Source organism: Pantoea sp. X-Soil-TKNS-1211 (assembly GCF_059730495.1).
The window spans coordinates 1,511,963-1,534,955 of sequence record NZ_AP035953.1 but is presented as its reverse complement, the minus strand read 5'-3'; the positions used below and the strand labels follow the sequence as shown (position 1 = coordinate 1,534,955).

Genomic DNA, 22,993 nt, shown 5'->3' with positions numbered 1-22,993 from the left:
CATTCTACCTGGATTCACGTTTGACGCCAAACCACTGATGATACCAGCGGGGCATTATTTGTTCTCTTAACCCCTTTATCTGCCAATGACCTGCACGAATCCCGATATGGATCTGCCCTGATTGGGCGGTATCATGCCAGTGATAGCCATACTGATGATAGCCGCTAAGCACTGCCTTCGCTGGCATCCGCCAGGCGTTATAGCGCGCCACTGAGGCTATCGCGACCTCGCCGGAGACATTACGCAGCAGCAACGCGCTGGATGAGGTTCGGCTGCCATGATGGGGCACCTGTAAAATAGTTGAGTTCAGAGCCTGCTTCTGTTGGGCGACCAGCTTCCTTTCAGCGTCCAGTTCAATATCACCCGTCAATAACAAACTCACTTTGCCATCATCGACGCGTACCACGCAGGAATCATTATTTTCTCCGCTGTTGGCAGCGCGTGGTGGCCATAATGCGCGAAAGCGCAGTTTCCCCCAGTACCATACCTCTCCCTGATAACAAGGCAGATGATTGGCCTCAGCTAGTGCACTTCGTATTGGCGTGGCGGGATGAGCCACAATAATCGACGCCAACCCACCGCGATGATCCAGATGCTTGTGACTTAAAATTATCGTGTTCAATCTTCTGTTTTTGCGCTGTAACCAGGGCAGGATGACACGACTGCCTGCATCGCCATGTGTCCAGCGCGGACCGGTGTCATATAACACCGCTTCATCACCCTGCGTGATAACGATCGCCAGCCCATGCCCGATATCGATCATATCTATTTGCCAGTCATCCGGCGGTTCACTGACGCGCCATAGCAACAGGGCGATGGCGATGCTGCAACATTGCAGCGGTGCACGATAGACGACACCACTACGCCAGGCAAACACCCCGCCCCACAGCAACAGCATCGCGGGTAGTGCGTCACTCCACGGCAACCAGCCTGCGGGAAATGATGCCAGCAGTTGCATCACTCGGTGGACTGACTGATCCGCCAGCCACCATAATCCGCTAGCAAGCGACGCCACTGGCATCATCATCGCCAGCAATATCAGCGGCACCGTAATAAATGAAACCACCGGAACGGCCAGTAGATTGGCCGCTAATGCACTGAGGCTAATACCCTGAAACAGAAAAATTTGTAGTGGAGCCATCAGCAACATCATCCCCAACTGTAAGTGCAGCAGTTGCAACACCAACCAGCGACGTCTGTTGCGAAATCTTGCCGGTAGAGCAAACCATTGATACCAGATAAGCAGCACCGCCACCGCTAAGGCGGATAACCAAAAACTCTCGGATAAAACCGTGAGCGGGTCCAGCGCCAGCAACAAGCCAACGCATAACGTCCAGACCTGCCAGCCACTCAACTGCCAGCCCGCAATGCGTAATATTACCCACAACGTCAGAGCCAGCATGGCACGCTGTGCAGGGGGATGGCTGCCGGAAATCCAGCAATAAATCGCGGCAGTGCACCAACTGGCCATCAGCGGAAGCAGGTAATTAATCCTCCTCGCGGGGAAGAATCTTTGCAGCATTCGGGTAAATAACCAGCCGACACTGGCTGCCAGCGCGATATGCATCCCAGAAATCGCCATCAGATGCGCTGTGCCCGTCTCGCGTAAGATACGCCGCTGATCTTCCGTCATTGATTCTCGCATACCAAAAGCCAGCGCCTGGACAATCGCCGGTGCTTGCATCTCAGCGAATGCAGGCAGGTGATGATGGATCAGGCGCGAGCGCCAACTACAGGCAGGATTCACCACCTGACGTGCTGCAATCACACCTTGTAAAGGCTTGTGTTGTGCCAGGGCAAAGCGTTGTGCATCAAACTCCCCTTCGTTGAGTCGTGCATGCACGGCGCGTACGCGCAGTTGCATCTGCCAGCGTTGCCCGCTACAGAATGGCTCCCCTTCTCCGTTGTGGTTCAACGTGGCAAACAGAGGTGGAAACTGATATCGCCCATTAATTTGCATCAGCTGAACCGTCAGCTGTTTATTATCCTGACGGACATCGGTTATCCGCACGCTGGCGTTGATCGGTGCCTGAGTGAGTTGGTCAATGCTGCTGATCATTTGCCGGGCCTCGGCCAACGCCCATAACATCAGCAACAGAGTAAGTCCGGTGAGACGAAACGAAGAGAGGGATTGCAGACGTAGCAATAGCGCGGCGGCACCCATCGCCATCAGGGTACCATTGCCTGGCAACTCCGGCATCACGCCTAAGGGCAGCGCCGCCAGGATCATTAATCGCGCCACAACTATCCATGTCATCTGCATCTTTCTTCTCCGGGCAAGGAAAGAAGAGTGTGCCAGAGGCGATAAGGATCCTTGTGCGCATAATTAATGATTCCGGAGGCAGCTCCAGAGATAATCAGGCTGTTGCATCATGATTACAGTTATTCTGGAACGCGCTCACTGCCGTCACATCAGGCAAAAAAAAACGACACCCTGAGGTGTCGTTTTCGATGTTCGGTAACGGCTTAGCCGTAAATATTCGCACGGTCACGCAATTCTTTGCCCGGCTTAAAGTGGGGAACGTATTTACCTTCCAGATCCACTTTGTCACCCGTTTTCGGGTTACGTCCGGTGCGCGGTGCGCGGTAGTGCAAAGAAAAGCTGCCGAATCCCCGGATTTCAATGCGCTCGCCTTGTGCCAACGTTGTGGCCATATGCTCGAGCATCTCTTTAACCGCATCCTCAACGACTTTCGCCGGAATATGAGTCTGCTGGCCAGCAAGTCTTTCAATCAGTTCTGACTTGGTCATGTAACCTCCGGTTAATCCCTGTTTGGAAAGGTATGACAGCTTTTACCGAAACCGGGCAGCTTACGCCGCCCGGTGCTTCGGGTCGATTACTCGCCTTTAGCCGCTTTGAACGCTTCAGCCATAGCGTTAGAGAAGTTGCCTTCTTCCTGTTTGGTGTTAACAGTGTTGATAGCTTCTTTCTCATCAGCCTGGTCTTTCGCACGGACAGACAGACTTACAACGCGGTTCTTACGGTCAACGCCGGTGAATTTAGCTTCAACGTCGTCACCAACACTCAGAACCAGAGTTGCGTCTTCGATACGGTCCAGTGAAGCTTCAGAAGCGCGCAGGTAACCTTCTACGCCATCAGCTAATTCTACTGTAGCACCTTTCGCGTCAACTGCAGTGACTTTACCAGTCACGATAGCGCCTTTCTTGTTCACGGTGATGTAGTTGTTGAACGGATCTTCAGCCAACTGTTTCACACCCAGAGAGATGCGCTCACGCTCTGCATCAACCTGCAGTACAACGGCAGCGATTTCGTCGCCTTTTTTGTACTCACGAACGGCTTCTTCGCCAGTCGCGTTCCAGGAGATGTCAGACAGGTGAACCAGACCATCGATGCCACCGTCCAGGCCGATGAAGATACCAAAGTCAGTGATTGACTTGATTTTACCTTCAACGCGATCGCCTTTGTTGTGGGTCTCTGCGAACTGCTGCCACGGGTTAGATTTGCACTGCTTCAGACCCAGGGAGATACGACGACGCTCTTCGTCGATGTCCAGAACCATAACTTCAACCACGTCGCCCACGTTAACAACTTTAGACGGGTGGATGTTTTTGTTGGTCCAGTCCATTTCAGAAACGTGTACCAGACCTTCAACGCCTTCTTCGATTTCTACGAAGCAGCCGTAATCAGTCAGGTTGGTTACACGACCGGTCAGCTTGGTGCCTTCCGGATAGCGTTTAGCGATAGCTACCCACGGATCTTCGCCCAGCTGTTTCAGGCCCAGAGACACACGGGTACGCTCGCGGTCGAACTTCAGCACTTTAACAGTGATTTCGTCGCCCACATTGACGATTTCGCTCGGATGCTTAACGCGCTTCCAGGCCATGTCAGTGATGTGCAGCAGGCCGTCAACGCCGCCCAGGTCCACGAATGCGCCGTAGTCAGTGAGGTTCTTAACGATACCTTTGACTTCCATGCCTTCCTGCAGGTTTTCCAGCAGCTGATCACGCTCAGCGCTGTTTTCAGATTCGATAACTGCGCGGCGAGAAACCACTACGTTGTTACGCTTCTGATCAAGCTTGATTACTTTGAATTCAAGCTCTTTGCCTTCCAGGTGCAGAGTGTCGCGAACCGGACGCACGTCTACCAGTGAACCTGGCAGGAACGCACGAATACCATTCAGCTCAACTGTGAAGCCACCTTTAACTTTGCCGTTGATAACACCGGTAACAGTTTCAGCATCTTCGTAAGCTTTTTCCAGCGTGATCCAAGCTTCGTGACGTTTAGCTTTCTCACGGGACAGCAGGGTTTCACCGAAGCCGTCTTCTACTGCGTCCAGAGCAACGTCAACTTCGTCGCCCACCTGGATTTCCAGTTCGCCAGCTGCGTTCTTGAACTGCTCTGCAGGAATTGCAGATTCAGATTTCAGACCCGCATCAACCAGAACTACGTCTTTGTCGATAGCAACAACGACGCCACGAACGATGGAACCCGGACGGGTTTCGATTTCTTTCAGGGACTCTTCAAAGAGTTGAGCAAAAGATTCAGTCATATTGATAATCTTCAGGATTCTTCAATTTAACGTCCACCTGACGTCATTGTCGGATGGGGTTGTTTCACATGCCCGGCACCGGATCCATGGTACAGGGTTACAGCAATACGGTTGCCGAAAATATTAAATGCCCAGCTTTTGGCGGGCATAATCAAGTGCTATTTCAATGACTTGCTCAATGGACATACTGGTTGAATCCAGCACCAGAGCATCAGAAGCAGGCACTAAAGGGGCGATAGCGCGGTTACGATCGCGGTCATCGCGTTCCTGTATCTCGGCTAAAAGGCGATCAAAGTTAACACTAAAGCCCTTCTCCTGCAACTGTAGCATACGGCGATGAGCACGCTCTTCGGAACTGGCATCCAGGAAGATTTTTACTGGTGCATCGGGGAAAACCACCGTCCCCATATCGCGGCCATCGGCAATTAAACCCGGCTCCTCGCGAAAAGCTCGTTGACGACGCAACAACGCTTCACGAACCCGAGGGAATGCCGCCACACGTGATGCCGTGTTGCTCACATCCTGAGTACGGATTTCGCCGGTAACGTCTTCACCTTCCAGAATGACCTGCATCTCACCTTCGACGGAAAGAAAACGCACGTCGAGGTGGGCAGCCATCGGAACTAAAGCCTCTTCCGACTCGATATCCACCTGATGATGGATCGCAGCCAAGGCAAGGACACGGTAAATCGCGCCAGAATCCAGCAAGTGCCACTGCAACGACTCAGCCATCGCTTTACACAAGGTTCCCTTCCCTGCACCACTTGGCCCATCGATGGTAATAACCGAGGCGATTGCCGTCATTGTTTTCTCCTGTTGCTGAATGCGTATTTTCAGCCGGCATGGCTGTGTAGATTGCGCAGCATTATACGCTGACCGCGCCGGGTTCGTTACCCCTTAGCGCAGACAGCGTTATAAATTTGGACAGAATCGGAGGAATTTCCGGAAACTTAAGGCCAGTGGAAAGTAAAGACACCCGGCGCAGCAGGCCGCCGGGTGTAAGTATCAGGAAGCGTGGCTGATTTTTGCCAGTTGCTGAAAATAGTCAGGGAAGGTTTTCGCGGTACAGCCTGGATCAAGGATCGTCACTGCCGTGTCTGACAGTGCCACCAGCGAGAAACACATCGCCATACGGTGGTCGTTGTAGGTGCCGATATCCGCATGCTGTAGCTGTGCAGGCGGTGTGATACGAATGAAATCGTGCCCTTCTTCGACCTCTGCACCGACTTTGCGCAGTTCAGTCGCCATGGCGGCCAGACGGTCAGTCTCTTTTACTCGCCAGTTATAGATGTTGCGCATCAGGGTGGTGCCGTTGGCAAACAATGCCGTGGTCGCAATCGTCATTGCGGCATCAGGGATATGGTTCATATCCATATCGATAGCATTCAGAGAACCGCGAGTACAGGCAATGTAATCAACACCCCATTCAACAATAGCCCCCATTTTTTCCAGCACGTCCGCAAAACGAATATCGCCTTGCACACTGTTACGACCAATACCCGTAACACGCACAGTGCCGCCTTTAATCGCCGCTGCCGCCAGGAAATAGGATGCGGAAGAAGCATCACCTTCCACCAGGTAATCACCCGGCGACTGATACTGCTGCTGCCCTTTGACGACAAAACGTTGGTAATTCTGATTATCAACTTCAACCCCGAAACAACGCATCAGGTGCAAGGTGATATCAATGTAAGGCTTTGATACCAGATCACCTTTGATAGTGATGGTGGTGTCCTGTTGAGCTAAAGGCGCCGTCATTAATAACGCAGTCAGAAACTGGCTGGAAACGCTGCCGTCAACGCTTACATCACCGCCAGTAAAGCCCCCTTTGAGCAGTAAGGGCGGGTAGTCCGTCTGTTCCAGATAATCGATTTTTGCTCCGCCCTGACGCAGTGCATCAACCAGATGTCCAATTGGACGTTCTTTCATACGCGGCTCACCGGTCAGCACGATAGATTGCTGCCCAAGGCACAGTGCGGCAGCCAGCGGGCGCATGGCCGTACCGGCATTCCCCAAAAACAGCTCCAGAGGTTGCTCTGAATGCAGCGGGCCAGCATTACCGATCACCTCACAGACCGTACGATCAGCAGAAAGCGTGTAGCTCACGCCCAGCGCTTTCAGCGCGTTGAGCATATGCTTAACATCATCGCTATCCAGCAAGTTGGTCAGACGTGTGGTGCCTTTTGCTAATGCAGCCAGCAGCAGTGCACGGTTAGATACGCTCTTGGAACCCGGTAAGTTTACCGTGCCATCAACACGCGCAATCGGTTGTAGAGTCAGGGAGTCCTGCATGTGAAACTCAATCTCCAGAAAAGAAGAGACCCCGCTTGAAAACAACGGGGTCTGGCACCAGCCTCAGTCAGACTGGCATTTATGAATAATTAACCGTGGCGACGCTCAAAATCGACCATGAAATCGGTCAGGGTCTTAACACCTTCCAGCGGCATCGCATTGTAAATCGAGGCGCGCATACCGCCAACCACGCGATGCCCTTTCAGCGCATGCAGGCCAGCTTTCAGCGATTCGTCGAGGAACACTTTGTCCAGCGCCGCATCTGCCAACTGGAAAGGGATGTTCATGCGTGAACGGTTTTCCGCCGCAACGTCGTTACGATAGAAGTCGCTGTGATCAATTACACCATAAAGCAGATCAGCCTTAGCCTGATTCTGCTTGTCCATTTCAGCTACGCCCCCTTTCTCTTTCAGCCATTTAAAGACCAGACCAGAGAGATACCAGGCGAAAGTTGGCGGGGTATTGAACATGGAATCGTTCTCTGCCAGTACCTTGTAATCGAGGATAGACGGCACATAGCTGTGCGCTTTGCCCAGCAGATCTTCACGCACGATAACCAGCGTCAGGCCAGCCGGGCCGATATTTTTCTGTGCACCCGCATAGATCACACCATAACGGCTGACATCAATTGGACGCGACAGAATGGTTGACGAATAGTCAGCCACCACTACTTTGTCGCCAAAGTCAGGTTGCTCATCAATCGCGATGCCATCAATGGTTTCGTTCGGGCAAAAATGTACGTAGGCCGCATCATTACTCAGTTGCCATTCACGCATCGGCAGAATCGCGCGCTTGCCATCACGGGTGGTTTTTACGTCGATGGTATTTGGCGAGCAGTATTTTTCCGCTTCTTTGATCGCACTGTGCGCCCAGTAGCCGCCATCAATGTAATCGGCGCTTTTGGCCGCACCCAGCAAGTTACCAGGGATAGCGGCAAACTGTGCACGCGCGCCACCATGACAGAATAAAACTTTGTAATTGGCGGGGATTTTCAGCAGATCGCGAAAGTCTTTCTCAGCCTCTTCCGCTACCTGAATAAATTCTTTACTACGGTGACTGATTTCCATCACCGAGGTGCCTAACCCGTGCCAGTTTGTCAGTTCTTGTTCTGCACGACGGAGCACTTCAACCGGTAGCATCGCTGGACCGGAGCTAAAATTATAAACCTGCGTCATTTCCCCTCACCACTGTCATATCGAACGGTTATGAATACCCTACCGGTTTTATCATTGCCTCTGGATGGCTGCAATCATTTATCCAGCCGTGATCACATTTCCAGAGCCAGCACCACCGCAGCTTATGTCATAAATGTAATCGGCAATGGAATTTTGTGAGGTTTATCTGCGAAGTAAAATCAGATTGCCGCCAGACGGATAAACCCCCGTAACATAAGAGAGAGAAACTTCATCATCTTCATGGCGAATTTCGCGTAAAACCCGTATTATTGCGCGCTTTACGCCCACCCCATTGACTCAGAGAGCGCCATCATGACGCAAACTTTTATTCCCGGTAAAGACGCCGCACTGGAAGACTCCATTTCACGCTTCCAGCAAAAATTGCAGGATTTGGGTTTCAACATCGAAGAAGCCTCCTGGCTGAACCCGGTCCCTCACGTGTGGTCAGTGCATATTCGCGATCGTGACTGCCCGCTGTGCTTTACTAACGGTAAAGGTGCCAGTAAAAAGGCCGCGCTGGCGTCTGCACTGGGCGAATATTTTGAGCGTCTCTCGACCAACTACTTCTTTGCTGACTTCTGGCTGGGTGAGTCCATCGCCAACGGCGAGTTTGTGCACTATCCCAACGAGAAGTGGTTCGCCATACCGGAAGATGACAGCCTGCCAGCAGGGATCCTGGATGCCCGTCTGCGTAAATTCTATGATCCGGACGATAGCCTGAGTGCAGCTGACCTGGTCGATCTGCAATCCGGCAATGCCGAACGTGGCATCTGTGGCCTGCCTTTTACCCGTCAGTCTGACCAGCAGACGGTCTATATCCCAATGAATATTATCGGCAACCTGTATGTGTCCAATGGTATGTCAGCGGGTAATACGGCCAACGAAGCCCGTGTGCAGGGGCTGTCCGAGGTTTTCGAACGCCATATTAAGAACCGCATCATTGCTGAATCCATCAGCTTACCGGAAATTCCGGAAGCAGTGATGCAACGTTACCCAGGCGTGGTTGAAGCCATCGCACGTCTTGAAGCGGAAGGTTTCCCGATTTTTGCTTACGATGCCTCTCTCGGTGGTAAGTATCCGGTGATCTGCGTGGTGTTGTTCAACCCGGCGAACGGCACCTGTTTCGCTTCATTTGGCGCACATCCTGATTTTGGTGTGGCGCTGGAGCGTACCGTTACCGAACTGCTGCAGGGGCGCGGCCTGAAAGATCTCGACGTGTTCACTCCTCCGACTTTTGATGATGAAGAAGTTGCGGAACATGCCAACCTGGAAACCCATTTTATCGATTCAAGCGGTCTGATTTCCTGGGATATGTTCAAAGACGATGCCGACTATCCGTTTGTTGACTGGAGCTTTGCTGGCAGCACCCACGACGAGTTCGATACCCTGATGGCCATCTTCCGGGCAGAAGATAAAGAAGTGTATATCGCCGATTACGAGCATTTAAGCGTCTATGCCTGTCGTATCATTGTGCCTGGCATGTCTGATATCTACCCGGCTGAAGACTTGCTGCTGGCGAATAACAACATGGGCGCGCCGCTGCGTGAAACCCTGCTGGCACTGCCGGAGAGCCAATGGGAACCGGAAGCCTATCTGGATCTGATCACTCAACTGGATGAAGAAGGGCACGATGACTTTACCCGTGTTCGCGAACTGTTGGGTCTGGCATCGGGCAAAGACAACGGCTGGTTTACGCTGCGTATTGGCGAGCTGAAAGCCATGCTGGCACTGGCCGGTGGTGACCTCGATCAGGCGCTTATCTGGACCGAATGGACGATGGAGTTTAACCAATCCATCTTTAGCGCTGAGCGTGCTAACTACTACCGTTGCCTGCAAACCCTGCTGTTGCTGGCCATGGAAGAGGAACGCGATCCGGTCCAGTACCACCGTGCGTTTGTTCGCATGTATGGCGAAGCCGCCGTTGAAGCTGCCTCTGCTGCCATCAGTGGCGAAGCACCGTTCTATGGTCTGCAAGCTGTGGATCTGGATTTGAAAGCCTTCCCGGCCCATCAGTCGCTGCTGGCAGCTTATGAAAAGTTACAGGCTGCCAAGCGCCGTTACTGGTTAGCGAAATAAATACCCTTATTTCGCTGTAAAAGGCTGGATAACGCTCAAAAAAGCGCTGAATAACCGCAGCGCTTTTTTTTATTGTCAGAGGTTTTGCCTTTCTCAGATAAATATCAGATAACATTCCAGGTTCAACTAACAATATTCGTTAACATTTCTGCCTTTTCCCTGATGGCAGACTAAACAATATTTGCAAATATTAAAAAATATTTAATTCATTATATTCAATTAGTTACTTCGACTTCGCTCTATAAATCGCGCCGGACACCCCCACCCCACCGGCCAAATATGATCCATATCAAATCCTGTCCTATACTCCTTTGTTAGTATTAATCCCAGATAATTCCTGGAGAGCGTTGTGTGAAAACTGACAACCCTTTTAATTCATTATTACCTGCGGCAATGGCAAAGGTTGCTGAAGATGCCGGGGTTTATAAAGCCACTAAACACCCCTTAACCACCTTCTTCCTTGCCATAACCGCTGGCGTATTCATTTCTATCGCTTTTGTGTTCTATATCACCGCCACCACCGGTAGCGGCACAATGCCCTACGGTATGGCAAAACTGATTGGCGGCATCTGTTTCTCTCTGGGATTAATGTTGGTCGTGGTCTGCGGTGCCGACCTTTTTACCTCCACCGTGCTGATTGTGGTGGCAAAAGCCAGCGGTCGCATCACCTGGGCGCAACTGGGTCGTAACTGGTTGAATGTTTATGTCGGCAACCTGCTTGGCGCATTGTTTTTTGTTGTGCTGATTTGGCTCTCTGGTGAACATATGGTGGCGAACGGTGCCTGGGGTTTAAACGTCCTGCAAACTGCCGATCACAAAATGCACCATAGCTTTATTGAAGCTGTGAGCCTCGGCACCCTCGCCAACCTGATGGTCTGTCTGGCGGTATGGATGAGCTACTCCGGCCGCAGCCTGCTCGACAAAATGGTGGCGATGATTCTGCCCGTCGCGATGTTCGTTGCCAGCGGCTTTGAGCACAGCATCGCCAACATGTTTCTGATTCCGATGGCGATTGTCATTCGTGACTTCGCCAGCCCTGAATTCTGGCAAATGGCAGGTGCCAGCGCCTCACAATTCCAGGCGCTCAGTGTCGGTAACTTTATCGTCGACAACCTTATTCCCGTCACCATCGGCAACATTATTGGTGGTGGCTTGTTAGTCGGATTGACCTATTGGGTTATCTATCTGCGCGGTGATGACCCGGTACATTAATTAAATATTGAGTACGGGCACGCCTGAACGCGTGCCAAACGTGAAAGTTTCCCTAAATAAAGGCAGGTATATCATGACCGAACTGAATGAAAAATTGGCGGCAGCCTGGGAAGGATTTAGCGCGGGCGAATGGCAGAACAATGTCAACGTACGCGATTTCATCCAGAAAAATTACACCCCTTATGAAGGCGACGAGTCATTCCTCGCTGGTGCTACCCCGGCAACCACTAAACTGTGGGATGACGTGCTGGAAGGCATTAAGATCGAAAACCGTACTCACGCCCCGGTTGACTTCGATACCGACCTTGCTTCAACCATCACTTCACACGATGCCGGTTACATCAACAAGTCACTGGAAAAAATCGTCGGTCTGCAAACTGAAGCCCCGTTGAAACGTGCCATCATCCCGTTTGGCGGCATCAAAATGGTGGAAGGTTCCTGTAAAGTTTATGGCCGTGAGCTGGATGCCTCTCTGAAAAAAGTCTTCACTGACTACCGTAAAACCCACAACCAGGGCGTGTTCGATGTCTATACCCCAGACATCCTGCGCTGCCGTAAATCGGGTGTGTTGACCGGTCTGCCAGATGCCTATGGTCGTGGTCGTATCATTGGTGACTATCGTCGTGTCGCGCTGTATGGCATCGACTACCTGATGAAAGACAAAGTTGCACAGTTCAACTCACTGCAAAGTGATATGGAAAATGGCGTCAATCTGGAAGCCACTATCCGTCTGCGTGAAGAGATTTCAGAACAGCATCGTGCGCTGGGTCAGATCAAAGAGATGGCGGCAAAATATGGCCACGATATCTCTCTGCCTGCCACCACAGCTCAGGAAGCCGTTCAGTGGACCTACTACGGCTATCTGGCCGCGGTTAAATCACAGAACGGTGCTGCGATGTCCTTTGGTCGCGTGTCTACCTTCCTTGACGTTTACATCGAACGTGACATCAAAGCAGGCAAACTGACTGAAGATGCTGCACAGGAACTGATTGACCATCTGGTCATGAAACTGCGCATGGTGCGCTTCCTGCGTACCCCGGAATATGATGAGCTGTTCTCTGGCGACCCGATCTGGGCAACTGAGTCTCTGGCGGGTATGGGTGTCGATGGCCGTACCCTGGTGACCAAAAGCACCTTCCGTTTCCTGAACACGCTGTACACCATGGGCCCGTCACCGGAGCCTAACATGACCATCCTGTGGTCAGAACAACTGCCGATTAACTTTAAAAAGTATGCGGCAAAAGTCTCTATCGATACCTCATCACTGCAGTATGAAAACGATGACCTGATGCGTCCTGACTTCAACAACGATGACTATGCCATCGCCTGTTGCGTTAGCCCGATGGTGATCGGCAAACAAATGCAGTTCTTCGGTGCGCGTGCCAACCTGGCGAAAACCCTGCTGTACGCAATCAACGGCGGCGTTGATGAAAAACTGAAAATGCAGGTTGGTCCGAAAGAAGCACCAATCACTGATGACGTACTGGAATTCAATACCGTTATGGCGCGTATGGACCACTTCATGGACTGGCTGGCAAAACAGTATGTCACCGCCCTGAATGTCATCCACTACATGCATGACAAATACAGCTACGAAGCATCGCTGATGGCACTGCATGACCGTGATGTTTACCGTACTATGGCCTGTGGTATCGCGGGACTGTCTGTGGCCGCTGACTCACTCTCAGCGATCAAGTATGCCAAAGTGAAACCGGTACGTGATGCGGATGGTCTGGCGGTTGATTTCGAAATCGAAGGCGAGTACCCGCAGTTTGGTAACAATGATGCCCGCGTCGATGATATGGCTTGTGACCTGGTTGAACGTTTCATGAAAAAAATTCAGAAACTGGCCACTTATCGCAATGCTGTACCGACTCAGTCAGTGCTGACCATTACCTCTAACGTGGTTTATGGTAAGAAAACCGGTAACACCCCTGATGGACGTCGCGCTGGTGCACCGTTCGGTCCGGGTGCTAACCCGATGCACGGACGTGACCAGAAAGGTGCGGTTGCCTCGCTGACATCAGTTGCGAAACTGCCGTTCGCCTACGCCAAAGATGGTATCTCCTATACCTTCTCCATCGTGCCGAACGCACTGGGCAAAGATGACAACGTACGTAAAACCAACCTCGCGGGTCTGATGGATGGCTACTTCCACCACGAAGCCAACAATATCGAGGGCGGTCAGCATCTGAACGTTAACGTGATGAACCGTGAAATGTTGCTGGATGCGATGGATCACCCGGAAAAATATCCGCAGTTGACCATCCGTGTTTCAGGTTATGCCGTGCGTTTCAACTCGCTGACTAAAGAGCAGCAACAGGACGTGATTACCCGTACTTTCACCAAGTCCCTGTAATTCGTCCCGCTAAAAAAAGGCTCCTGCGGGAGCCTTTTCTCCAGGTCGTTTTGCCAGAAGGCTAACCGAGGCTCTCTGGCAAAACCGACTTAAACCTTAGAGCACGACACAGATTGTGCCGCCTGATTTCAGGCCAAATTGGAGAACTCATCGCAATGTCAGCCATCGGTCGTATTCACTCCTTCGAATCCTGCGGCACCGTTGACGGCCCGGGAATCCGCTTTATCACCTTCTTCCAGGGCTGCCTGATGCGCTGCCTTTACTGCCACAACCGTGATACCTGGGACACCCACGGCGGCAAAGAGGTCACGGTAGAAGATTTAATGAAAGATGTGTTGTCGTACCGTCACTTTATGAATGCGTCGGGTGGTGGCGTGACCGCGTCCGGTGGTGAGGCTATTCTCCAGGCAGAATTTGTGCGCGACTGGTTCCGTGCCTGCCGTGCTGAAGGTATCCATACCTGCCTCGACACCAATGGTTTTGTGCGCCGTTACGATCCGGTTATTGATGAATTACTGGAAGTCACTGATCTGGTGATGCTCGATCTCAAACAGATCAATGATGATATCCACCAGATTCTGGTGGGTGTCTCGAACCACCGCACCATGGATTTTGCCCGCTATTTGCAGAAGAAAGGCGTCCGCACCTGGATTCGCTATGTCGTCGTGCCTGGCTATTCCGATGATGATGATTCGGTACATCGGCTTGGTGAATTCACCCAGGATATGGATAACATCGAGAAGATTGAATTGTTGCCTTACCACGAATTAGGTAAGCATAAATGGATTGCGATGGGTGAAGAGTACAAACTGGAAGGTGTGAAACCACCGACTAAAGAGACCATGGAGCGGGTGAAAAACATTCTGTCCGGCTATGGTCATCAGGTTATGTATTAAAACTAAGGGGAGTCTAAGCTCCCCTTTTTCAGGCATGCGCCACAGGTGTGGCCTGATGGTCGGCTTTCCGCAGCAGCATCACCAGATAAATTAGCGCCACCACCGCAATCATCACAAACAACAGACGATCTGAGTAGCTTTGCATCAGCATCGCCGTGGTGCCTGGCCCCACCAGGCTGCCAATGGTGTAGCTGAACAGCAATGCCTGGTTCATCGCCACCAGTTCGTGATGCGCAACCGTTTCACAGGCCCAGGACATTGCCACCGGATAGAGCGTAAATCCAGCCAGCCCCAGGACAAATAAGGCGGGTGCCATTGCCGCATCACTCAACATGGCAATCGCACCAAGAATAATGACAAACACCTGCACACGCAGCACCAGCAGGCGGCCGAAGCGATCGGCCAGACGACCTACCGGCCACTGCCCAACGATTCCTGAACTCACCAATAGCGCCATCCAGTAACCTACCGTGGCATCGCTCATCCCCTGATGCGCCAGATAAAGCGGCATCAGTCCATACAGTGAACCCAACAGAATGCCGGAGATAATGCAGCCATTGATACCCAAACGGGAGCTGCGACGGCGCAGCATCGGCCAGATACGACCTGCTGAAGCCTCTTCGCTGGCGCTGCCTGCATTAACACGGACAAACACCACCGGCAACACAGCGCAGAGTACCAACGCCGTCACCCATGGAATAACATGCAGCAGCTCGGTGGAGACACGGCTGACCAGCAGTTGCCCGGCGACGGTGCCGAGATAATAAATAATCATGTAAGCGGCAAGTAACCGACCGCGATTGCGTACCGTGCCGCTACAGAGCAAGGCACTTTCCACGACCACCCACATCAGTGCGCAGCCTACACCGGCGATAAAACGCAGCAGTGTCCAGCTGTAAAACCCTCCCAACAGCGCCATCCCCACTGTCGCCACGGCAAACAGGACCGTTGCCAGATAATAGCAACGGTTAAAACCGTAATGCGTGATGAGCCAGCCAGCCAACAACGTGCCCGCCAGGTTACCGGTATAATAGGATGAACTGACCATCCCCACCTGCCAGGTCGGCAGTTGATCATGCGTCAGCCATAACGGCACCAGCGTATTAAGCACAGCGATAGACACCGTCAGGAGCAGCAAACCGCAAAGCAGCAGCAGGACGGGACGCGACCAGGTTGACATAGGGAAAAAACCAAAGGAATAGAGAGAATTGCGCGCAGTTTGCCAGTTGCTATTTTAAAGTCAATGTGCAAAAAAACAGCGCCGCATTTTTTGCTGCTAACCAATTTAATTTTTTTATCTTCAGTTAGTTAGAGTACGAAAGAACTTTCTTAACCGCCTCGCTATCTCTATGAATTTGCGGATTTTTAGGCGATCGGGGCCGTCTGGCATCGATAACGTTTATTTCTGATTAATTCCGGCTAGAGATTAAATCAGTTTTTATTTGGGAAATAAAAAACCCGGCGTTGCCGGGTTTTTTAAAAGCAGCTGAAGATTAACCAATAAATTCAATACCGCCCATATACGGACGCAGAACTTCAGGCACTTCAATACGACCATCGGCCTGCTGGTAGTTTTCCAGCACGGCAACCAACGTGCGGCCCACCGCCAAACCAGAACCATTTAATGTGTGTACCAGGCGAGGCTTTTTCTCCGTCTTGCTGCGGCAACGCGCCTGCATACGACGAGCCTGGAAATCCCACATGTTGGAACATGAGGAGATTTCACGGTAGGTGTTTTGCGCCGGTAACCAGACTTCAAGATCATAGGTTTTGGTGGAACCAAAGCCCATATCACCGGTGCACAGCAACACTTTACGGTACGGCAGGTTGAGCAGTTGCAGCACCTTCTCGGCATGACCAACCAGCTCTTCCAGCGCCTGCATGGAGGTTTCTGGCGCGACAATCTGCACCATCTCAACTTTGTCGAACTGATGCATGCGGATCAAACCACGCGTATCACGACCGTAGGAACCTGCTTCCGAACGGAAGCACGGCGTGTGTGCGGTCAATTTGAGCGGCAGGTTCTCTTCTTCAACGATCTCATCACGCACCAGGTTAGTCAGCGGCACTTCGGCGGTTGGGATCAGCGCATAGTTGCTGCTGCCCGCTTCTTCATCCAGCGGTTTGGTGTGGAACAGGTCTTCACCAAACTTCGGCAGCTGACCAGTACCATACAGCGTCTCATGGTTGACCAGATAAGGCACATAGGTCTCAAGATAACCGTGTTGCTCTGTATGCAGATCGATCATGAACTGGCTCAGGGCGCGATGCAGGCGGGCAATTTGCCCCTGCATCACTACAAAGCGTGAGCCGGTCAGTTTAACCGCCGACGCGAAATCTAAACCTTTCGCCTGCTCACCCAATGAGACGTGATCTTTCACCTCAAAATCGAACTGACGTGGTTCACCCCAGCGAGCAACTTCGAGGTTTTCCGTATCATCTTTACCCAGCGGCACTTCGTCTGCCGGCAAGTTAGGCAGGGCCAGGGCAAAATCACGGATTTCGTTTTGCAGGGCATCCAGTTCTGCTTTCGCGGCATCCAGGCGTTCGCCCAGCGCGTTCACTTCCAGACGCAGCGGCTCGATATCTTCCCCACGTGCTTTGGCCTGACCGATGGATTTGGATCGGGAGTTACGCTCAGCCTGCAGATTTTCCGTTTCTACCTGCAATACTTTACGACGCTCTTCATGGGAGCGCAGCGTTTCCACATCCAGTTTAAATCCCCGGCGTGCCAGTTTTTCTGCGACTGCGTCTGGCTCGTTACGCAGCAGATTGGGATCGAGCATGCTTATCCTGTGTAATTAAGGTTGATTGAACGAATGAAGTGATGCATCCCTCTGGAATGCATTGAATTCCTGGTTAACCTTACCGTAACGCCTTTAGGAGCGGTAGCGTTTTATCGGGCTATTTTGATCCTGTTCAGCCAGCCAGGCGAGTTTTTCGCCAATTTTCCCTTCAAGACCACGGTTGGTAGGGTGATAGTAGCGTGTTTGTGCCATTTCCGGTGGGAAGTAGACCTCGCCTGCGGCAAACGCATTCGGCTCGTCATGGGCGTAGCGATACTCCTTGCCCAACCCCATCTCTTTCATCAGTTTGGTCGGCGCGTTACGCAGATGCTCAGGGACGTCATAATCCGGGAACTCGCGTGCATCACGCATTGCTGCCTTGAAGGCGGTATAAACCGCATTACTTTTCGGCGCACTGGCGAGATAGACAATTGCCTGCGCGATGGCGCGTTCACCTTCGGCTGGTCCTACGCGGGTAAAGCAGTCCCAGGCGGCAATCGCCACCTGCATACCACGCGGATCGGCATTGCCAACGTCTTCGGAGGCAATCGCCAGTAAGCGACGCGCCACATACAGCGGATCGCCACCTGCGGTGATAATACGTGCATACCAGTAAAGCGCAGCATCCGGCGCGGACCCCCTGACCGATTTATGCAAGGCTGAAATCAGATCGTAGAAGCGATCGCCCTTGTTATCAAAGCGCGCTGCCCGTTCGCCGGAAACCTCATTCAGTAACTGCGGCGTCAACTCACGCTGGCCGGTGGCATTGGTTTCCGCCATATCCGCCATCATTTCCAGCGTATTCAGCGCGCGACGCGCGTCGCCGTTCACCAGCTCGGCAATCATGCGGCGGGTGTTGTCAGGCAACAGAATGTCACTGTTACCATAACCCCGCGCGTTGTCCTGCATCGCCTGCTGTAAAACCTGCTCAATATCGGCTGTGGTTAATGATTTCAACAGGTAGACGCGCGCACGCGACAACAGCGCAGAATTCAATTCGAACGAAGGATTTTCCGTGGTGGCACCAATAAAGGTGATGGTGCCATCTTCGATATGCGGTAAAAACGCATCCTGCTGGCTTTTATTGAAGCGATGCACCTCATCAACAAACAAGATGGTGCGACGGCCAACCTGACGATTTTGCCTGGCGCGTTCAATCGCTTCCCGAATCTCTTTCACGCCGGACGTCACAGCTGAGATGCGCTCAACATCAGCTTTGCCGTAATGCGCGATAATCTCGGCCAGGGTGGTTTTCCCTGTCCCTGGCGGCCCCCACAGAATCATCGAATGCAGATGCCCTGCCTCGATCGCGCGTGGCAAAGGTTTACCGGCTGCCAGCAGATGTTGCTGGCCGATGTATTGCGCCAGCGTCACTGGCCGCATACGCGCGGCCAGTGGCTGAAACTCATTGCTGGAGGAAAAATCCAGGGAAAGGTTACTCACCGTGACCTCACTGACGTTGATCGTCTACCGTTACCCCTTTCGGCGGCGTAAAGGTGAATTTATCCGGGCTAATGGCACCATTGGTCTGGCTTTTCAGTTGATAGCTGCTGCGCTGCCCATCCTGCTCAATCGCACTGAATTGGTTGATAGTGCCAGACGGCGTGACGGTGATGGTGAATTGCTTGAGATTACCGTCGCTACTTTTCGGCGTCAGCTCAAAATTATCGCCCTGCTGTTTGATGTTGTATTGCTTCCAGTCACCTGGCTGGTTCCGCGCAATCAGCATGAACGGGGTATTGCTGGTGGCGTTTTTCACCCAACTGGCGCTGACCTGCTCGACAAACGGATTGTAGAACCACAGCGTTTTACCATCGGAAATGATTATGCTTTCGTCCGGTGCAGTCATGTGCCAGTTAAACAGGCTGGGACGTTTCACCCATAGCTCACCTTCGCCATCCTGCACGTTGGCTCCGCTGCCATCGGTCACTTTCTGGCTGAAACTGGCATGGAAGCTGTTCACTTTGTTCAGACGCTGCTGCAAATCGCTGGACGCATCAGCCAGCACGGAAGCAGAAAGAAAAGAGGCCAGCAGACCGCAGGCAATAACGCGTAATTTCATCTGATTCGATTCCTTATTCATTGTTTCCCGACACTTACTGCATTAAACGTAGTTGCCGCACTGTCTCTTCGACAGGAGAAAAAGCCGAAAGCTCCCGTTGATATGGGGATCGACTGCCAGATAAACAATGGGCCAGTAAATACTGGCCCAAATTAACTGTTTGAGGATAATCAGTTACATCTCATGCGGCGGCGGCGACAGCACTTCACGGTTACCGTTATGTCCGGGTTCGGACACAATGCCCTGCGCTTCCATCTGTTCAATGATGCGTGCAGCGCGGTTATAACCGATACGGAACTGACGTTGTACACCGGAAATCGATGCACGACGCTTATCCACCACAAAGGCCACCGCCTGATCGAACAGCGGATCCAGCTCTTCATCACCGTCCATACCGCCAGCGCCACTTTCACTCTCTTCACCCGCAGTGATGCTATCAATATATTGCGGACGACCACGCGCTTTCCAGTCCTGCACCACGGCATGGACTTCCTGATCAAGGACAAATGCGCCGTGTACACGCACCGGCATCGATGAGTTTGGTGGCATATACAACATGTCACCCATACCGAGCAGCGATTCCGCGCCGCCCTGATCGAGAATGGTACGCGAGTCGATTTTACTCGATACGGTAAAGGCGATACGTGTCGGGATGTTAGCTTTGATTAAACCGGTAATGACATCCACTGAAGGACGCTGAGTCGCCAGCACCAGGTGGATACCTGCCGCACGCGCTTTCTGCGCCAGGCGGGCAATCAACTCTTCCACTTTCTTGCCCACCGCCATCATCAGGTCAGCAAATTCATCGACCATCACCACGATATAAGGCAGTTTTTCCAGCACCGGCGGCGTGGTATCCATGCTGTCACCCGGTTTCCAGAACGGATCGGGGATCGGACGCCCCATCGCCTCAGCCTGTTGCACTTTTTCGTTGTAACCCGCGAGGTTACGCACGCCAAGCGCTGACATCAGCTTATAGCGACGTTCCATCTCGCCCACACTCCAGCGCAACGCATTGGCCGCATCTTTCATGTCAGTTACCACTTCCGTCAGCAGATGCGGAATACCTTCATAGACCGAAAGCTCCAGCATTTTCGGGTCGATCATGATAAAGCGCACTTCTTCCGGGGTAGCTTTATACAACATGCTGATGATCATGGCGTTCACGCCAACCGATTTCCCCGAGCCGGTGGTACCCGCCACCAGTAAATGCGGCATTTTTGCCAGGTCTGCCACCACCGGCTGACCGGCAATATCTTTACCCAGCACCACTGCCAACGGAGAAGGATTGTCGCGGAATTTAGCGCAATCCAGCACTTCACGCAGATAAACCGTCTGTCGATGTTTGTTCGGCAACTCCAGACCAACATAAGGTTTGCCCGGAATCACCTCCACCACGCGCACTGCAACCGCCGAAAGTGAACGGGCCAGGTCACGAGACAGGTTGGAGATACGCGCGGCTTTGACGCCAGGTGCAAGATCCAGTTCAAAGCGGGTGATCACCGGCCCGGGTGAAATTCCCACCACTTCGGCCTTCACACGGTAATCAGCAAGGCGTGCTTCCACCAGACGCGCCGTTTGCTCCAGCGCAAACATATCCACCGGCTCCTCTTCCGCCGGTGGCGGCGTCAGCAGGTCCAGCGTTGGCAGCGGCGTAGAGGGCCGCTCCAGTGGCTGTTCATGGCGCACCAGGAATGGATGGAACAAGCTATCGTGCACCGATTTTTCTGGTTTCGCTTCCTCAACCGGCTCCTCTTCAGCGGCCGACCACGGGCTGCTCTGCTCATCAAAGGACGGCACCGTCTCTGGTTCTGGCTGCGGCGTAACTGGCTGTTGCCATTGCGCAGGCGCAGAGACTTCAGGTTCCGGCGTTGCCGCAATGGTAAACAACGGCTCGCTCGGACTGTCATCCACCAAATCTTTCATTGGGGAGAAATCAAAGGCTGATGACGTGTCGAGATTAAATACCGGACCCTCATCAGGTTCAGCTTCTCTTCCTGCCTGGTAACGTTGTTGCTGCTGATCCGCAAACTGGCGAGCCAGCTGCGCCTGCTGCAACGCGTCTTCGTCTTCTGCTTCGGTATGCCAGCTATCGCCATAACGCTGTTGTTGTTGCGACTGGAAGGCGTCACGCAATTGCGCTTCCTGCAACGTGGCAGCATCCTCGGTCGCGAGGGGATCCAACGCCGGTGCGTCATGCTGCTCTGACTCTTTCGCTTTCTCTTCTGCCATCCGCTGTGACGGTAGTTTGATGCCATAAGAGGCCAGCTCACGACGCGTAGGCAGTTTCACCGGATTCGGACGCGGCAGTTCCGGGCCAATACCTTGTTTAACCTGAGGGTTGTAATCACGCTCCGGCACCACATCGAATGCCGGTGTATAAGGCGCGCTGGATGCCGCTGCTTTTACCGCTCCGGTGGCCAGCGCCACACTGGCGGTGGTATTCAGCGCAGACGGAGCCTGGGCCGCATCCTGCCAGTTGCCCATTCTCGGACCATCATCTTCGTCAACCGGGGCAAACGATGACGTCTCAGCGGGGACTTCAAAACGGTATAACGGCGGTGATGGCGGTGTTTCGGTAACCACTGGCGTTGCAGGTGCTGGCGGGACAACCGCCGTAGGCTGGACCGGCTGCACTACCGGCTGCGCAGCAGCAGGGACAACGGGGGCGGCCACTGTCGGTTGTACGGCTACCGGTTCCTGACGGGCCGCTTCGCTGCTCATCGTAATGGCAGCAGCCGTCGCAGCACTGGCTTGCGCCAGCAAGAGGTCGTCCGCGTCATCATCGACTCTGCGCGGTTTGGTCAGCAGCACATCATCGTCATCAGACGTTGCAGCACGCAGCGGAGGCACGGCCTCATCTGCCTGCTGGTGCTCGTCCTCATATTCATCCTCTTCCTGCCAGGGTTCATCCTGACGCGAGCGATTGCTGGCAAAGGTCAGCACCCCCATCACCACACCACCGATTCTTTCGGCAATCGTCAACCATGACCAGCCAGTGTAGAGGGTGATCCCTGCCGCCCAGACACACAGCAGTGTTAAAGTGCCACCTGCGGAGCTGAACCAGGGTGACATTGCGTTGCTGATCAGGCTACCGATCACGCCGCCGGAGGCGAAATACCAGATGTCGTCTGCGTTAAGCGCTGCCAGACCACAGGTGGTTACCACCAGTGCCAACACGCCAATCAGGCGTAGCCCCACGGCAAAGTAATCGATGTAGTCGTGGCGATCGCGCTGGCGGAAGGTGATCCAACACAAACCAAGAATGACCGGAGGAATGGCGTAGGCCATCACGCCGAAGATAAACAGCAAGGTGTCGGCCAGCCATGCGCCCACGCTGCCACCCAAATTATGGATAGGCTCGTGCCACGCCGTTTGCGACCAACTGGGATCGGAAGGGTTAAAACTGACCAACGAAACCATCAGATAGATGGCAAACAAGGCCACAAGGATAAGCAACGCTTCAAGCAGCCGACGTCCGCTGCTCAGCGGTTGTAATGAAACGTCTTTGTCTTCTGTATATTCCTGGCTCAAGAGAACTCTCCAGGTGCCTGTAAATTAAGAAGGCAACAGCGCCGGGCTAGCCCGACGCTGGTCCTGTATGAATTCACAGGAGTGTACCGA

General features: G+C 52.9%; 15 protein-coding genes. 4 read left to right on the top strand and 11 right to left on the bottom strand.

What is annotated here, in order from left to right; genetic code table 11:
- Nucleotides 1-4 precede the first annotated feature (4 nt).
- The 6 genes from AC6I8W_RS07285 to serC form a co-directional block, all read right to left on the bottom strand.
- Nucleotides 5-2,263 carry a DNA internalization-related competence protein ComEC/Rec2 gene (locus AC6I8W_RS07285; RefSeq protein ID WP_497837570.1) on the bottom strand — a complete coding sequence of 753 codons (2,259 nt, stop codon included), beginning with the start codon at nucleotides 2,261-2,263 and terminating at the stop codon, nucleotides 5-7.
- 203 nt (nucleotides 2,264-2,466) lie between these two features.
- Nucleotides 2,467-2,751, bottom strand: coding sequence for an integration host factor subunit beta (gene ihfB, locus AC6I8W_RS07280; RefSeq protein WP_013508512.1), 285 nt, complete (start codon nucleotides 2,749-2,751; stop codon nucleotides 2,467-2,469).
- Nucleotides 2,752-2,837: 86 nt separating this feature from the next.
- Nucleotides 2,838-4,511 carry a 30S ribosomal protein S1 gene (rpsA, locus tag AC6I8W_RS07275; RefSeq protein WP_013508511.1) on the bottom strand — a complete coding sequence of 558 codons (1,674 nt, stop codon included), beginning with the start codon at nucleotides 4,509-4,511 and terminating at the stop codon, nucleotides 2,838-2,840.
- Nucleotides 4,512-4,634: 123 nt separating this feature from the next.
- A complete protein-coding gene (gene cmk, locus AC6I8W_RS07270) occupies nucleotides 4,635-5,315 on the bottom strand; it encodes a (d)CMP kinase (RefSeq protein ID WP_497837569.1) in 681 nt (226 codons plus the stop codon).
- A 201-nt stretch (nucleotides 5,316-5,516) separates the two neighbouring features.
- A complete protein-coding gene (gene aroA, locus AC6I8W_RS07265; RefSeq protein ID WP_497837568.1) occupies nucleotides 5,517-6,803 on the bottom strand; it encodes a 3-phosphoshikimate 1-carboxyvinyltransferase in 1,287 nt (428 codons plus the stop codon).
- A gap of 89 nt (nucleotides 6,804-6,892) precedes the next feature.
- On the bottom strand, nucleotides 6,893-7,978 hold the full coding sequence (serC, locus tag AC6I8W_RS07260) for a 3-phosphoserine/phosphohydroxythreonine transaminase (RefSeq protein ID WP_497837567.1): 1,086 nt from the start codon (nucleotides 7,976-7,978) through the stop codon (nucleotides 6,893-6,895).
- Between the two features lie 312 nt (nucleotides 7,979-8,290).
- On the opposite strand from serC, the gene ycaO reads away from it, so the two are divergent.
- The 4 genes from ycaO to pflA all read left to right on the top strand — a co-directional run bounded on the left by ycaO (nucleotide 8,291) and on the right by pflA (nucleotide 14,521).
- Nucleotides 8,291-10,054, top strand: a complete 1,764-nt coding sequence (ycaO, locus tag AC6I8W_RS07255) for a 30S ribosomal protein S12 methylthiotransferase accessory factor YcaO (RefSeq protein WP_497837566.1) — start codon at nucleotides 8,291-8,293, stop codon at nucleotides 10,052-10,054.
- Between the two features lie 351 nt (nucleotides 10,055-10,405).
- Complete coding sequence (focA, locus tag AC6I8W_RS07250; protein WP_497837565.1) at nucleotides 10,406-11,266, top strand: formate transporter FocA; 861 nt, start codon at nucleotides 10,406-10,408, stop codon at nucleotides 11,264-11,266.
- Between the two features lie 73 nt (nucleotides 11,267-11,339).
- Entirely contained in the window at nucleotides 11,340-13,625 is a 2,286-nt protein-coding gene (pflB, locus tag AC6I8W_RS07245) for a formate C-acetyltransferase (RefSeq protein ID WP_497837564.1), read from the top strand.
- A 155-nt stretch (nucleotides 13,626-13,780) separates the two neighbouring features.
- Nucleotides 13,781-14,521: a pyruvate formate lyase 1-activating protein gene (gene pflA, locus AC6I8W_RS07240; RefSeq protein WP_497837563.1), complete on the top strand. Its 741-nt coding sequence runs from the start codon at nucleotides 13,781-13,783 to the stop codon at nucleotides 14,519-14,521.
- Between the two features lie 28 nt (nucleotides 14,522-14,549).
- Here the strand turns inward: pflA and AC6I8W_RS07235 are convergent, their stop codons facing one another.
- From AC6I8W_RS07235 to AC6I8W_RS07215, 5 genes are all read right to left on the bottom strand, one after another.
- Complete coding sequence (locus AC6I8W_RS07235) at nucleotides 14,550-15,701, bottom strand: MFS transporter (RefSeq protein WP_497837562.1); 1,152 nt, start codon at nucleotides 15,699-15,701, stop codon at nucleotides 14,550-14,552.
- Nucleotides 15,702-16,014: 313 nt separating this feature from the next.
- On the bottom strand, nucleotides 16,015-17,307 hold the full coding sequence (gene serS, locus AC6I8W_RS07230) for a serine--tRNA ligase (protein ID WP_497837561.1): 1,293 nt from the start codon (nucleotides 17,305-17,307) through the stop codon (nucleotides 16,015-16,017).
- Between the two features lie 93 nt (nucleotides 17,308-17,400).
- The gene (locus AC6I8W_RS07225) at nucleotides 17,401-18,750 is read right to left on the bottom strand and encodes a replication-associated recombination protein A (protein ID WP_497837560.1); all 1,350 of its coding nucleotides are present in this window, start codon (nucleotides 18,748-18,750) and stop codon (nucleotides 17,401-17,403) included.
- Between the two features lie 7 nt (nucleotides 18,751-18,757).
- On the bottom strand, nucleotides 18,758-19,369 hold the full coding sequence (gene lolA / locus AC6I8W_RS07220) for an outer membrane lipoprotein periplasmic chaperone LolA (RefSeq protein WP_497837559.1): 612 nt from the start codon (nucleotides 19,367-19,369) through the stop codon (nucleotides 18,758-18,760).
- A 174-nt stretch (nucleotides 19,370-19,543) separates the two neighbouring features.
- A complete protein-coding gene (locus AC6I8W_RS07215; RefSeq protein WP_497837558.1) occupies nucleotides 19,544-22,903 on the bottom strand; it encodes a DNA translocase FtsK 4TM domain-containing protein in 3,360 nt (1,119 codons plus the stop codon).
- Nucleotides 22,904-22,993: the final 90 nt, after the last annotated feature.

Coding starts and splice junctions, on each gene's coding strand:
- pflB (WP_497837564.1), top strand. CDS start 11,340: ATGACCGAACTGAATGAAAAATTGGCGGCAGCCTGGGAAGGATTTAGC.
- AC6I8W_RS07235 (WP_497837562.1), bottom strand. CDS start 15,701: ATGTCAACCTGGTCGCGTCCCGTCCTGCTGCTGCTTTGCGGTTTGCTG.
- ycaO (WP_497837566.1), top strand. CDS start 8,291: ATGACGCAAACTTTTATTCCCGGTAAAGACGCCGCACTGGAAGACTCC.
- cmk (WP_497837569.1), bottom strand. CDS start 5,315: ATGACGGCAATCGCCTCGGTTATTACCATCGATGGGCCAAGTGGTGCA.
- AC6I8W_RS07285 (WP_497837570.1), bottom strand. CDS start 2,263: ATGCAGATGACATGGATAGTTGTGGCGCGATTAATGATCCTGGCGGCG.
- serS (WP_497837561.1), bottom strand. CDS start 17,307: ATGCTCGATCCCAATCTGCTGCGTAACGAGCCAGACGCAGTCGCAGAA.
- rpsA (WP_013508511.1), bottom strand. CDS start 4,511: ATGACTGAATCTTTTGCTCAACTCTTTGAAGAGTCCCTGAAAGAAATC.
- aroA (WP_497837568.1), bottom strand. CDS start 6,803: ATGCAGGACTCCCTGACTCTACAACCGATTGCGCGTGTTGATGGCACG.
- serC (WP_497837567.1), bottom strand. CDS start 7,978: ATGACGCAGGTTTATAATTTTAGCTCCGGTCCAGCGATGCTACCGGTT.
- lolA (WP_497837559.1), bottom strand. CDS start 19,369: ATGAAATTACGCGTTATTGCCTGCGGTCTGCTGGCCTCTTTTCTTTCT.
- pflA (WP_497837563.1), top strand. CDS start 13,781: ATGTCAGCCATCGGTCGTATTCACTCCTTCGAATCCTGCGGCACCGTT.
- ihfB (WP_013508512.1), bottom strand. CDS start 2,751: ATGACCAAGTCAGAACTGATTGAAAGACTTGCTGGCCAGCAGACTCAT.